The following is a 15160-nucleotide window of genomic DNA, read 5'->3' on the forward strand; positions in this document are numbered from 1 at the left end:
AAAAGAATTAATTATGAGCCAAGAATTCGAAAACATCTCATTCGATTTACCAAAAAACCAATCCAATGTCATTAAAGTGATTGGTGTAGGTGGTGGAGGGTCTAACGCTATCAATCACATGTTTAATCAAGGGATTAAGGGTGTAGATTTCGTCATTTGTAATACTGATGCCCAAGCCCTAGAGAATAGTTCTGTACCTACAAAAATCCAGCTGGGTGTTGACCTAACCGAGGGACTTGGGGCAGGCGCCAATCCAGATATTGGTAAGCAGGCGGCAGAAGAAAGCAGAGAGGATTTAAAAAGTTTATTGAGCACCAATACTAAAATGGTATTCATCACCGCTGGTATGGGTGGTGGTACGGGAACTGGTGCTGCGCCGGTTATCGCCAGACTTTCGAAAGAAATGGATATACTTACGGTTGGTATCGTTACCATTCCATTTCAATTTGAGGGTCGTACACGAAATGAACAAGCCCAGATTGGAGTAGAAGAACTCAGAAATAATGTGGATTCTCTTATCGTTATCAATAACAACAAGCTTCGTGAAGTATATGGCAATCTTGGTTTCAAATCTGGATTCTCCAAGGCTGATGAAGTCTTAGCAACCGCCTCTAGAGGTATTGCAGAAGTGATTACTCATCACTACACGCAAAATATTGACTTACGTGATGCTAAGACAGTGTTGAGTAATAGTGGTACTGCCATTATGGGATCGGCTACAGCGTCTGGAACCAACAGAGCTCAAATCGCCATAGAAAAAGCTTTAGATTCTCCTTTACTTAATGATAATAAGATTAAGGGTGCTCAAAATGTTTTGCTCCTTATAGTATCAGGGACCGACGAGATCACCTTAGATGAGATTGGAGAAATCAATGACCATATTCAGGCCGAAGCTGGAAATTCTGCCAACATTATAATGGGAGTTGGAGATGATGAAGGTTTGGAAGATTCAGTATCTGTTACTGTTATTGCTACAGGGTTCAACACAGAACAACAGGATGAAATCGTTAACACAGAAACGAAAAAGATTATTCATACCCTAGAAGATGATCAGCGTATAGAACAAAACCTATCAACAAGTCGGTATAATAAGAAATCAAATATTGATATTCCCACTTCGAGAAGGCCAGTGAAATCCAACGAAGATTCTAAAGTTGTTCATAAGCTTGATGAGGAAAGTGAAGCTGAATATGATGATAAAAATGTAAACGACTTGGATGTAGACTTTGAAATCGTTAATGCGCATCCAGAAGATTTTGAAATCATTGAAGACGAAAAAAAAGAGGAGGAATCTGCCACTGGAATGTTAAGCTTCGACTTTTCTGAAGAAGTAGAGTCGTCTAAAGAAGAAATAGACACTGAAGCGTCTTCTCCACACGATATTGAAGTCCATGAGCCTGAAGAAATTACTTCATCACCTACTCGGTCTAGTCCTGAAGTGAAGAAATACGATCTATCAGAATTCATGCACGATGAGGAAACTCAGCACTCTCAGGTTAAAAAATCAAAGACTCCAAAAGTGGAAGAAGAGCCTGAAGAAGTTCAGTTCCAAAAGAGGACTATTGAACCCGTTGAGACAAGTCGTGATGCTGATGAAGATATAGACCCTATGAATACGCCACTAGCTGAATTGGCTTCCAGAGCAGCAGAACGAAAAGCAAAGATGAAGCAGTTCAATTATAAATTCAGGAATTCTAATAACATTGATGAGATTGAAAGACAGCCTGCCTATAAAAGGGCAGGAATTGAGCTGAATCACGATCGCTCAGAAAACTCAAAGTCACTCTCCAGAACCAGTTTGGAAGGTGACAAAGACAACCTAAATTTTAGGTCTAATAATTCATTTCTTCACGATAACGTAGACTAATCGTAACGATTTTATAACATTAAAAAAGCCAGCAAATTCTGTTGGCTTTTTTTATGATTATAGTTTTATTAGCGTTTTTCAGAAGATTTTAGACTCCAAGCAAAATATGTGAAATAACACATTATTAACTTTTTTACCATTCTATTAACTATAAACAACTCTTTTTAGATAAAAATTAAGACGGATTTTAACTAAAGTCATTTAGTAAATTTTGAGGATTAAGATTTTTGACTCAATAAAATGTCATAATCAATTGATAGTCAGTAAGCTAACAAGTGTTAGTTTTGAAATTTATCTATTTAATAAACTTTAACTAAATCAGCTTCTTATTAAGTTCTTTATTCATTGGTTTGTTAACCTAATCTTACCATTTTTGGGATGGCTAATTCTAATAAACAAAAACATGAAATTAAAAGTGAATGGAATTTTAACGCTATTTTTAGCGTTAGTAGTGCAATTTTCTTTTGCACAAACCAAAACCGTTACAGGAACGGTTACAGATGGAGATGGATTACCTCTACCAGGGGTTAACATCTTAATTAAAGGTGAGAATTCTGGAACCCAGACTGATTTTGATGGTAATTTTGAAATACAGGCTGAGACCGGTCAAACTCTTGTGTTTAGATATGTTGGATTTAAAACTCAAGAAATTAAAGTTCAAAACCAACTTGATATTGATGTGAAAATGCAAATTGATTCAGCTCAACTAGACGAAGTTGTTGTTACAGGTTACTCTAACAGAAATCAATCTGTTTCAACATCAGCAACAGTTTCTGTCTCTGCTGCTGAAATTCAAGAGCTGGCCCCAACAACAAGTGTTGACAATTTGCTCCAGGGTAAAGCTGCTGGTGTACAGGTTACTTCTGCGAACGGACAGCCAGGTTCTGGTGCTTTCGTTAGAATTAGAGGTACAGGTTCTTTAACGGCTGGAGCTTCTTCTCCACTATACTTAGTTGATGGTGCTCCTATTCGAGAACAAGATTTAGCAAATATTCCGAATACTGACATTGAGAATATTACAATCCTTAAAGATGCGGCCACTACAGCAAGGTATGGATCTAGGGGTGCTAACGGTGTTGTTTTGATTACAACTAAGGGTGGTAATAGAAATAAAGGTGCGAAAATTACGATCAACTCAAGGCTAGGTTCAACGCAAAGAATAGAGCCAAACTTTGACTTGATGAATTCATCAGAAAAGCTACAGTTTGAATCCGAAATGTATGCTTTGGGTATTTTGAATGCTGGGAATTTGCCTGGTGTAACTACAGAGCCTGGGAGTCCTGAAAGACAGTTTTTTCTGGATAACGGTGTAAATGATTGGGAAGATTTAGGACTTAAAAATGGTATTCTTCAAAATAATTCTTTTTCTGTTTCTGGAGGATCTGAAAAACTAGACTATTACTTCTCTGTTGCACATGATAGAAATACTGGTATTATAGATCAGATAGATGGTTTTGAACGTATTAGTTCTAGGCTTAATTTGAATTTTGAAGCCAAAGAATGGTTAAATCTTGGTATTAATGTTGGTTATACAAGAACTTCAAGTGATGAGCCAAGAGACAGAAATAATGCGCAAAATCCATTTAGAGCTTTTATGGACTACAATCCATGGGAAAGTGAATTTGCTCTTGATGATTCTGGTAATCCTATCTTAGATGAAAATGGAAATCGAGTATATTCATCTTCTCAGACAACAGGTTTCAATATTCGTAGAGCTTTACTTACAGAACCCGAAGTAACCTTTACAAATACTTTGTTCTCTAGTTTTTCTGCTGATGTCAGACTTTCAGATCATTTCAATTATAATTTTAGAGTTGCTATCAATAGCTTGAATACTAGAAGGGAATCTTATTCTCAGCCTGGTGGTATGCTTCAAAGCCTTATCGGTAGTGCTGATTTTCCCGGTACTAAGACAGATGATGGTTCATATTTATTCGATATGACTGTAACAAATACGTTAAATTATAATTTGACTACGGGGAAAAATACTCTTAATGTTCTTGGATTATATGAATATAATATTAACGAACAAAGAGGGTACTCGGTCTCAAGTAGAGGTTTTCCTTCTCGTTTGTTAACAACTCAAATTAACGCAGCGGAAGTAACAGATGGTAATACAACCAGAAACGAGCTTGCCTTAGTTTCTTACGGTTTGTTTGCAGATTATGATTTTGATCAAAAATATTTATTATCAGCCTCTGGTAGGGTAGATGGATCATCAAATTTTGGGGCTGGAGAAGAGTATGGTTTTTTCTTTAGTGCTAGTGCAGGATGGAACATTGCAAAAGAAGATTTCTTTAATATAGAAACTGTAGACGATTTAAAAATAAGAGGTTCTTATGGTACGACAGGTAATAGAACTGGTATCACAAGATATGCTGCTCAAGGAACCGTTGAATTTGCCTCTTATCCAGGTGGTAGTGCTACTGTCCCTTCAAATATTGCAAATCCTTCTTTAAAATGGGAAACGTCTTACAATACCAATATTGGTGTTGAATTGAATATGTTTGATAGCAGATTGAGATTAGTAAGTGATTATTTTATCAGAGACACAGAAGATTTACTTTTCAATATTCCAAGAGCTGATGAATCTGGTATAGGTTCTGTTCAAGGTAACTTAGGTGAAATTAGAAACCAAGGTCTTGAATTATCTATTCAAGGTGATATCATTCGTAATCCTGATATGACCTGGACTGTTGGTGGTAATGCTTTATTCTTAGATACTGAAATTGTAGCTCTTCCAAATGGACAGGATGTAGCGCCTCCTAATGCATTCAATATCTTATTTAGAGAAGGTGCACAAATCAATGAACATTACCTCGTTAGATGGGTTGGTGTCGATCCAGCAACTGGTAGATCACAATACCTAGATGCTAACGATAACGTGGTTTTTGCTGATGCAATTACTGCTGATGGTGCAGAAGATGCTAGAAAATTACAAGGTAAATCTACAATTGCTGATATGGAAGGTGGTTTCTTCAGTAACTTTAGATACAAAAATATAAGTCTTAGAACAGACTTTGTTTATAAAGCTGGAAACTGGGTTAATAACTTCGTAAGGGCTAACTTAAATTCAGATGGACAACGTGTTGGGAACAATCAAGCGACAAGTGCTTTCAACTATTGGAAACAACCGGGAGATACTGGAGTACAACCTAGTCCATTATATAGACAAGATGACATTGATGTGAACTCTGATAGATTCCTAGAGAAAGCTGATTACATACGATTGAGAAATGTTACTTTATCTTATAATTTTTCTGAAAAACTTTTAGATAAAACACCTTTCACTTCGGCAAGAATTTATGCTCAAGGACAAAACTTATTGACGTTTACTGATTTTTACGGTGATCCTGAAGTAGGTTTGTCTTCCGGTGAAACAATTTCTTTTGCGAATTCTGTTGCACCAGGTGAGGCTACTTTATACAGCTACCCTAATTTGAAGTCATACCAAGTTGGTATTGAACTAAGTTTCTAAATATAAAAAGACACAATATGAAAAATAGAATTTTAAATTTTTTATTAATTCTTCTTACTGTTGGAGTATTCACTTCATGCGAGGATGAATTAGACCAAGTCCCTTTTGACGACTTTGGAACACAAAACGCATTCAGAACAGCACAAGATTTTGAGAATGGTATACGAGGGGTCTACACAGCACTTATAGACGCTGGTATGCTTGGATCATCTGACAATGGCTCTATATTAAGTGCTGCTGATGTGCTAGCAGATAATGTTACCTTAGCAACGCTGGGAGGTAGATTAACAAAGCGATATTTACATGAATACAATTATTCTGTTAATTTGACTATGGAAGTGAGTTATAATGATGCCTATAACATTATTTATAACGCAAATCAACTATTACAGTTTGCTGAAAATTTTGAAGGTGATAATAAAGCTAATATTGTTGCTGAAGCTAAAGCGCTTAGAGCTTATGCTCATTTTCACCTAGTGTCATATTGGGCGAAAATTCCTACTCAATCTTCTGACGCAAATTCTAGCCCAGGAATAGCTTATGTATTTGAAGCTAACCCAGATATTACACCAGAGAGAAATACAGTAGGTGAAGTATATGATTTTATCGTTCAAGACCTTACAGATGCTGTGAGTGGAATAAACACCTCTAACCCGATTGCAAGACTAGATAAAGAAGCAGTTAATCTTCTACTATCACGTGTATATCTATATATGGGTGAATGGCAAAATTCCATAAACGCTGCAAATCAAGTCACTACTCCTGTAGCTGAAAGAGAAGGATTTGTTGGCATTTGGGATGACTCTACAATTTCTGATAATGGACTTTTATTTAGCATTCCTAATAATGCACCTATACTAAATAACCAAATAGGTGTAACATGGAATCAAGGAACCAGGACTGCATTAATTGCTGAGTACGTTGCTTCCAAAGAACTTGTTGATCTTTATCAAGATGATGACATTAGGAAAGAAGCTTATATCTTCGACGGTATTACCAATGGAGGTGTTAATGTAAATGCTATACAAAAGCAATTCGGTAGACCCGGTCAAAATGATGGTGTTGTTGATTATAAAGTTTTTAGATCTGCTGAAGCATCTTTGAACAGAGCAGAAGCTCATTACAGACTTGATCAAGAATCTGAAGCTCTTACAGCTCTAAATGAGGTAAGAAGTAGAAGATATTTAAACCCACCTAATGGTGAATCTGGACAGGCATTGTTAGACGCAATTAAATTGGAAAGACGTTTAGAATTTGCCTTCGAATACCAAAGATTTCTAGATATCAAGCGCTATGGAGAATCTGTTGAAAGAGGTGGTTTTGGTGATGTTGCTGACGGTTCAGGAACTCCATCATTAATCCAAACTTTGCCAGCAGGTGATAATAGGTTTCAATTACCATTTTCTCAAACTACTTTAGATAACAATCCTAACATAGAACAGAACCCAGGTTATTAAACTTAAAATTATGAAGACAAACTCAATATTTTTACTATTATTATTATCATTTTTAACACTCACATCGTGTGAAGATTATGATGATTATAATGAAGACAGACCAACAGTAGTAGGCTTTGTTGGATCAGAGACATCAGACTCGTCTGATCCATCAAGTTTAGCCCCTGGAGAGTCAGCAGAAATAACTGCATTTTTATTCGCATCAGATTTATCAACTTCTCAGCGTAGTTTCGCAATAGAACTCGATTCTGCTGAAAATGAACTGACAGAAGACAATGTTAGTTTTGATACTCAAGTTGTATTTCCTGCCAATGAAAGAAACGCAGAGATAACAGTAACTATTACAAATAATTCATTAACAACTACTCCAGAATTATTGGTTTTGAAACTGGTAACTGATCCCTCTTATGTAGTTGGAGAAAGATTAAGAGTATCAGCTAGTTCAGCTGAATAATTATAAATTCCGCTAACTTATATAACCCGCCTTTCTTAAGGCGGGTTTTTTATTTTAATATTTTAACTAAAGTCCTTTTGTTAAAAGAATGTTATTAATTAATTTCCCTGCCTAAATCTTTTAGTTAATAACAAATGAATCACAATTACATTAAACATTGTGTCGTGATGTTACTCATACTTGTTAGTATGGTGTCTCAGGCACAAACAGAAGAACAAAAGCGAAGAATTACCTCGAGGTATAATACTTCCTTGCTCAATCAGCTTTCTAATCAATTTTCGAATGCTTCCATTGCTGAAAAAGAGAATCTTGAGGCTAAAGCCACTCGATTAAATCTAGAAATGGCCTTAACTCTTGAAAATGGAAGTTATGCTGAATTGCAGAGAATATTAGATGATGGTACCCCTATTTATTACCAAACCTACAATGTTGATGCGGCCCTATCTACAAGAACAAACCATTTAAACATTGGAGGATCCACTGGTTTTAATTTAGACGGTCAAGATATGACTGCTCACGTTTGGGATGGTGGACATGCTAGAGAGACTCACCAAGAATACCAAACCTCTGGTAGTAGTCGAGTGAGTATTATGGATACCGCGTCTGAAGGACTAGACCTCAATTTCCATGCTGGACACGTTACAGGAACCATTATGGCTTCAGGTGTTGTTCCTGACGCTAAAGGAATGGCTCCACAAGCGAGTGTAGAAGGATATAAGTGGAATAATGACCTAGGAGAAGCCACTTCAGCTGCCGCCAATGGCATGTTGATATCCAACCATTCTTACGGATTTAGATCTGATTTAGTTCCAGATTATTATTTTGGAGGTTATATAAATGATTCAGAAAATTGGGATAGACTTCATTTCAATGCTCCTTACTACTTAATGGTAGTAGCTGCTGGTAATGATGGAAATTCGAATTTTAACGGATCTCCATTAGATCCTAATAACCCTCAATTTGATAAGTTGACAGGTCATTCTACGGCAAAAAATAACTTGGTTGTCGCCAACGGAAGAGATGCTAATGTAGATGAAGATGGTAATCTAATCTCTGTTTTAATCAATTCTGGGAGTAGTCAAGGCCCTACAGATGACCTAAGAGTCAAGCCCGATATCACGGGTAATGGAACTGGAGTATATTCTACCTACGCTAATGGTGATGCATCCTATAATTCAATATCGGGTACGTCTATGGCTTCACCTAATGTGGCTGGAAGTGCGCTTCTATTACAACAACATTCCCAAAATTTATTTGGTGAATATATGTTATCTGCAACTTTAAAAGGCCTCATCTTACACACAGCTGATGATGCTGGTTTAGAAGGACCAGACAATGTTTATGGCTGGGGACTTATGAATGCTAAGCGAGCAGCTGAAACTATGGCTTCAAAAGATAATGGGTCTGTGATCAATGACCTCTCACTTTTTCCTGGTCAAACCTACACTTTAGAAGTAGAGAGTAATGATGTAGATGATTTATTGGCTTCTATATCTTGGACAGATCCGGCCGGTCAAGCCTCTACTGCTCTTAATTCGGATACGCCTCAGTTGGTTAATGATCTTGATATTGTAGTTGAGCAAGCAGGTTCTGAAAACTTACCGTGGAGATTAACTGGGGTTAACTCCAATGAAAAAGGAAATAACTCAAGAGATAATTTTGAACGTGTAGACATTCAAAATGCTTCGGGGAACTATACTATTCGTGTGACGCATAAAGGCGACTTGACAAATGACCAACAAAATTTTACGTTGATTGTCACAGGATTAAATTCAGAGCCAGTGGTTTGTGAGGCTACACCACCTACAGGTATTACTGTTGGAGGAGTCGATTTTGACTCGGCTTCTTTATATTGGGATAATTCCCCTGGTGGCGAATATGATTTTAGATATAGAGAAGAAGGAACTACAGAGTGGACATTGTCTTCTTTAGAATCAAATACCATCAATATAGAAGGTCTTACGGAATTAACGACCTATGAAGTTCAGGTAAGAACAAAATGTATAAGTGAAAATACAGTCTCAGATTATTCTGAGAGTTTATTATTTACGACCGAAGAATTTGTCTTATCCTATTGTAATTCTCAAGGAGAGACTACCGCAGATGAATTTATTGATCGCGTGAGGTTACACCAAATCGATAATGAATCGGGTGCAGGTCCTGGATACTCAGATTTTACATCTCTGTCTACAGACCTTGTAGTTGGTGAATCTTATACTATCACTGTTAATCCAGCATGGACAGGTACTGTTTATGCTGAAGGAATGTCGGTATGGATTGATTTCAACCTTAATGGTGATTTTACAGATGATGGAGAACAAATACTTGGCGTAAGCCCATCCACAGATGACGAAGTGTCTGCAACTTTTACTGTGCCCGCTGGTAGTGTAGAAGGTGAAGTTTTAAGAATGCGAGTGTCTATGAAATATGATGGAACACCTTCGTCCTGTGAAGCATTCACCTGGGGAGAGGTAGAAGACTACTCAGTAGTTTTACTTCCAGCTGGAAGTTGTAATTTATTAGCTCCTTCAGGGGAAGCAGAACAAGCCTTTTGCACAGTTCCACTGCTGGAAGATATCCAAACAGATGCTACGACTGTTGTATGGTATAACCAGGAAACTGGCGGAACACCTTTAGCAGCAGATTATAGCATCACAAATGGCGAAGTATTATATGCTGCCAAAGTCGAAGGTCAGTGTGAAAGTACAGATAGGTTAGGCATTACGCTTACCGTTGGTGATTTTGAAGGACCAACGCCAACAGTGCAGGGTCTAGAAGATGTGATTGCACAGTGTGAAGTGAATGAACTTGTAGCTCCTACAGCAGAAGATAACTGTGATGCTGGTGAGATTACTGGAACTACAACTGTAGAATTCCCAATACTTGAAACCACAGTTATTACATGGGAGTTTGAAGACAGTACAGGAAACGTAAGTACACAAACTCAAAATGTTGTTGTAGAAGATACAGAAAACCCTGTGATCTCTGCTACTGAAACTCTTGTTTTAGAACTTGATGATCAGGGTGTTGCATCTCTCAGTATAGAGGATGTTGATACCGGTTCTACTGATAATTGTGGTATAGATTCTCAAATGCTTAGTCAGATGCAGTTTAATTGTGAAGACCTTGAAAAGCAGGACGAGTTTACAAGCGTGATATATACAGTCACAGATACCAGCGGTAATGAATCTAATGTAACGATTCAGGTGACGATCACAGATCCAACTTCAGCTTGTACTCTAAGTTCTAGCGTATTCGATAATGCTGAGGTAACCATGTATCCTAATCCAGTAAGTGAAAATCTATTCTTGGAATTAGGAACCTCTCAAATTTCAGTAGATAAGGTGACGGTATATGATATTACAGGAAAACAATTAATGACTAAGTCTATGGAAGAAAATAGCACGTCAATTAATGTTTCAAATTTATCTTCAGGTCACTATTTCTTATTGATATCTTCTGGAAAAGATACCTTGACAAAAAGATTCGTAAAGGAGTAAACTTTAGTTGATAATTATTTTTAAACCCGCATTTTTTAATGCGGGTTTTTTTATGAGATCACAATGGCTTTTTCTTAGTCAGAGATAAAGTATTAGGAGTCTGCACACTTAGTATTCATAAAATTTATCTAAAATCAGAAGATTTCATTGAGCTGGAGTCTTTCAACTGACTTACAATTCTTACTTTTAATTAATCGTTAGGAGTGCCTTTATTGGCTGAGAACATATCCTAGAACCTGAACTGAGTCATAACAGCGTAGGAAAACGAAACAAAATTGAATAAAACTCAATCAACCGTTTCGTGTATCACATGAAACGGTTTTTTAATTTATAGTCAGTATGAAAGTATTAAAAGGAATTTATGCCATAACCGATGAAAAACTGACCCCGCCATCTACTGTTATTGCACAGGTTGAACAAGCACTAGATGCTGGTGCCAAAGTGATACAGCTTCGGGATAAATCCTCCACAGATGAGGAGCTTGAAGAGATAGCCAGAGCCTTGCAAAAGCTATGCGATAATAAACAGGCGACTTTCTTCATCAACGACCGGGTGCAGTTAGCCAAAAAAATACGCGCCGATGGAGTTCACGTTGGATTTACGGATCAGTCAGTAAAAGACACCCGAGCTGAAGTTGGAGATAAAATGCTTATTGGGGTGTCCTGTTACGGAGATCTGGACAGGGCAAAACAAGCTGTAAAAGATGGAGCAGATTATGTGGCTTTTGGAGCCTTTTTTCCCTCTAAAACCAAACCTAAAGCAGATGTCGTCGACCTTGAAGTGATATCCAGAGCAAAAGCAGAACTCGAGGTTCCTGTATGTGTCATCGGTGGTATTAATCGTAAGAATATTCATGAAGTCTCAAAACACAATCCAGACCTTTACGCCTTGGTCAGTGATATTTTTGAATCCGAAGACATTAAAGCAACAACATCAGAATTAAACAAACTCATCACAAAATCAAATTGATATGAAATTAGCTATCGAATGGTTTCTCAACCCAGATCATCTTCCAATTATCATCGCCAAGGAAAAGGGATTTTTAAAAGGACAGGGAATCAAAGATTTTGAACTCATCGTCCCTTCAGATCATTATGACGGCTTACAGGAACTTATCAGTGGCAACATTCAGTTAGCGACCAACGAACCGCTTCATCTGATTGAGCAATACCATCCTGAGTTTCTGTCTTTGGGAACTTACTTCGAAACCAAAGGTGGTGTCATCATGAAACGTAATTCATTTGAAGCTTTAAAGCGTGGAGAAAAAATTCAGGTAGCGACTCCAGTGTCCAACGAAAAAACCAACGGTATAGGCCTGGAAATCATAAAACGCTATGCTGCTAAGCAAGGCTATAGTCTAAACGATACACAGATAGAATTTGTGGCCAAAGACTTTTATCTCGTTAAACATATGAAAGAAGGAGCAGATGCAGGCTGGCTCTATTTCTATAATTTTGAGGGCGTAGAAGCAGAGCATGAGCATATGGACGTTATCCATATGGATGCCAATACTGCAGGGTTTGCTAACTTCTGTGCTTTAGACTTATTTACCTCTCAAAGCTATTATAACAATCATCCAGATAAAATCAATGCATTTGTTCAAGCCATTAAGCAAGGCATCGATTTTATTGAGAATCATTCGGAAGAAGCCTTTTCGATCTATTACGACTATACCAAAGAAGAAAAGTCGCCTCTTATGGACGAAATTTTAAAAGCCACATCAAAGTGTTTTTACAAAAACTTTGAATCCTCTGCAGAAAAAGAACTTCCAATCCTCAATTTTTTCAATGACATTGGTATAACCGACTTGAGTGAAAACGAATTCAGAAAAGCATTTTTACATTAAAAAATACATCTTATGTTAGAACAACATCTTTATAAACAAATCTCAAATTTAAAATCTGCAACACCTCTTGTTGAAGCAATTACCAATTATGTGACCATAAATGATAGTGCCAACATTTTACTTAGCATTGGCGCCTCACCGGCCATGTGTGAATCTGCAGACGAGGCCTATGACTTCACAAAGCTATCCAGTGCTGTGTATCTTAATATCGGTACGCTAACTAAGGAACAGGAACTGGCGATGCTTCAGGCTGTAAAAGCCGCAGATGAACTATCAATTCCTGTAGTTCTTGATCCTGTAGGATGTGCGGCTATTCCAAGGCGGATTGGATTTATCGATAAACTTAGATCCTTTGGTAAAATAGACGTCATTAAAGGAAATCTAGGCGAGATTAAGTCTCTGGCAGGGGTAGAAGCTAAAGTAAGGGGTGTTGATTCTATAGATGAAGGTGATGATGGAGTCGAAGTGTGTCAGCAATTAGCAAGAGAATGGAACTGTATTATTATCGCCACAGGAAAGCAGGATGTAGTCACTGATGGAACGACAACAGCCTTAATTCAAAACGGCAGTGAAATGCTCACTCGTATTACTGGAGCAGGATGTATGTTAGGCGCATTGACTTCTGGATTTTGCGGAGCGAATCCAAAAGAACTGATGGCTGCTTGTATTGCCAGTGTGTTAAGTATGGGTGTTGCTGGAGAGCTGGCCGCCAACATAGATCGGGGAACTATGCCAGGTAGTTTTAAAGTGTTTTTGATGGACGAGATCTACAGACTCACAGATGAAACTTTAAAAGAGAAAGCTAAAATTGAATTGGTTTAACGGTTTAAGACTATGACTAAAACTTGGTTTGACTCGGTAGTCAAAGATGTAGCTCCTATAATGAAGGAGATAAAAACTCACCCATTTATTACGGAATTGAGTGATGGAACTTTAGACCCTAAGAATTTTCACTTTTACATGCACCAGGATTCTTATTATTTATACAGCTATGGTAAGGTCCTGGCCTCTATTGCTACACGGTTAAAAGAGCCAGATTATTCTTTGAATTTCATGAGTTTTTCTACAGGTACTATTGAGGTGGAGAAGGCATTGCATAAAGATTTTATAGCAGATTTCCCAGATCTGGATCCTCCAGAAAAATCACCAACATGTGCTTTGTATACAGGCTTTCTTACCGAAGTTTTTGAATATGATTCCATTGAAGTTAGTTTGGCAGCGGTCCTCCCTTGCTTCTGGATCTACAAAGAAGTGGGCGATTATTTACTTAAAACCACGACAAGGTCAAATCATCCGTACCAAAAGTGGATAGATACTTATGGTGGAGAAGATTTTGCAACATCGGTAGAAAGAGCTATCGAAATCACCGAGGTTTATGCCCAAAATTCGACGGAAGAGATAAGAAAGCAGATGACCAAAGTCTTTTTAAAAACAGCCCAACTGGAGTGGATGTTCTGGGACAGCGCTTACCGTAGGGAACAATGGCCAATTTAATTTAAATATAAAACATCAGGTATGAAAACCTATCCTAAACTTTTAATTATTGCTGGCAGCGACTCTGGAGGAGGGGCAGGCATTCAGGCAGATATCAAGTCTGCGGGGGCCTGTGGAACTTATTCTTCAACAGTGATTACGGCCTTAACCGCTCAAAATACACTTGGAGTTAATGCCATAGAAGGCGTTTCTCCAGATATGATAGTGGAACAGTTAAAGGCCGTCTTAGAGGATATTGGTGCTGATGCTATCAAAATTGGAATGCTGCACTCCAAAGCAGTGATCGAAGTTATTGCAGAGCATTTAAAAGCCCACCAATGTTCTAATATTGTTCTCGATCCAGTGATGGTGGCCACTTCTGGAGATCGACTCCTACAGGAAGAGGCGATGCAAGCCCTCATGAATACTATGATTCCGCTAGCCGATGTTATCACTCCCAATGTGCCGGAAATGGAGTTGCTTTTAGGACAACCCCTTGCCCAGGAGTCCGATTTCACTGAATATGCCAGAGCTCTGGCCGATAAGTTTAAGGTATCAGTCTTGTTAAAAGCCGGACACCTCCAAGGTAAAACCTCTGTCGATATCTTATTCAATTATAAAACTCAGCAAATCACAGAACTCAGCTCTCCCAGAGTAGATACGTCAAACACCCACGGTACTGGTTGTAGCTTGTCTTCTGCCTTAGGAAGTTATTTAGCTCAGGGATTCAGTTTAGAAGAGGCTGCCAAAAAAGCCAAAGTCTTTATTTACGAAGCCCTAAAAGCTGGAAGTGACTATACACTAGGTAAAGGTTCTGGGCCCGTTCATCACTTTTATAAATCGGATGAGGTTCCTAAATAGGAGTTAATTATTTGGAGCTTTTCCCGCTATCCATTTCAAGCTAGCCTCGTCCAGTTGGCTTTGGTAAAAGTTTTAAAAGAGCTTCTTGACGTCGCTTTTTAAAACTTACCAAAGCACAACCGTTCTTCCTCCAGGCTTTCCATTGCTATCGGGGCTAGTCTGCTAGTTCACCAGTAAACCAGTTAACCGGTCCATCAGTCAATGTATACCGAATACACGAATAG

General features: G+C 38.0%; 10 protein-coding genes and 1 riboswitch. All 10 genes read left to right on the forward strand.

Translation table 11 applies throughout. The features are described 5' to 3' along the window. Positions 1-13 precede the first annotated feature (13 nt). The 10 genes from ftsZ (at position 14) to thiD (ending at position 14936) form a co-directional block, all read left to right on the forward strand. Entirely contained in the window at positions 14-1867 is a 1854-nt protein-coding gene (gene ftsZ / locus F598_RS0110740) for a cell division protein FtsZ (RefSeq protein ID WP_019039058.1), read from the forward strand. A 403-nt stretch (positions 1868-2270) separates the two neighbouring features. Beyond that, positions 2271-5345, forward strand: a complete 3075-nt coding sequence (locus F598_RS0110745) for a SusC/RagA family TonB-linked outer membrane protein (RefSeq protein WP_019039059.1) — start codon at positions 2271-2273, stop codon at positions 5343-5345. Positions 5346-5362: 17 nt separating this feature from the next. Then, positions 5363-6802 carry a RagB/SusD family nutrient uptake outer membrane protein gene (locus F598_RS0110750; RefSeq protein WP_019039060.1) on the forward strand — a complete coding sequence of 480 codons (1440 nt, stop codon included), beginning with the start codon at positions 5363-5365 and terminating at the stop codon, positions 6800-6802. 10 nt (positions 6803-6812) lie between these two features. Beyond that, entirely contained in the window at positions 6813-7256 is a 444-nt protein-coding gene (locus tag F598_RS0110755) for a hypothetical protein (protein WP_019039061.1), read from the forward strand. Positions 7257-7423: 167 nt separating this feature from the next. Beyond that, positions 7424-10756, forward strand: coding sequence for a S8 family serine peptidase (locus F598_RS14965; RefSeq protein ID WP_245539778.1), 3333 nt, complete (start codon positions 7424-7426; stop codon positions 10754-10756). 189 nt (positions 10757-10945) lie between these two features. Further along, a riboswitch (TPP riboswitch) is annotated at positions 10946-11036 on the forward strand. 59 nt (positions 11037-11095) lie between these two features. Then, positions 11096-11725 (forward strand): thiamine phosphate synthase, encoded by a 630-nt coding sequence (thiE, locus tag F598_RS0110765; RefSeq protein WP_019039063.1) that lies wholly within the window; start codon positions 11096-11098, stop codon positions 11723-11725. 1 nt (position 11726) lies between these two features. Further along, a complete protein-coding gene (locus F598_RS0110770; RefSeq protein ID WP_019039064.1) occupies positions 11727-12602 on the forward strand; it encodes an ABC transporter substrate-binding protein in 876 nt (291 codons plus the stop codon). Positions 12603-12614: 12 nt separating this feature from the next. Next, positions 12615-13424 (forward strand): hydroxyethylthiazole kinase, encoded by an 810-nt coding sequence (gene thiM, locus F598_RS0110775; protein WP_019039065.1) that lies wholly within the window; start codon positions 12615-12617, stop codon positions 13422-13424. 12 nt (positions 13425-13436) lie between these two features. Then, positions 13437-14096, forward strand: coding sequence for a thiaminase II (gene tenA, locus F598_RS0110780; protein WP_019039066.1), 660 nt, complete (start codon positions 13437-13439; stop codon positions 14094-14096). A 21-nt stretch (positions 14097-14117) separates the two neighbouring features. Next, positions 14118-14936, forward strand: coding sequence for a bifunctional hydroxymethylpyrimidine kinase/phosphomethylpyrimidine kinase (gene thiD, locus F598_RS0110785; protein ID WP_019039067.1), 819 nt, complete (start codon positions 14118-14120; stop codon positions 14934-14936). Positions 14937-15160: the final 224 nt, after the last annotated feature.

Source organism: Psychroflexus tropicus DSM 15496, assembly GCF_000378765.1.
In the GTDB taxonomy this organism is placed as follows: Bacteria; Bacteroidota; Bacteroidia; order Flavobacteriales; family Flavobacteriaceae; genus Psychroflexus; species Psychroflexus tropicus.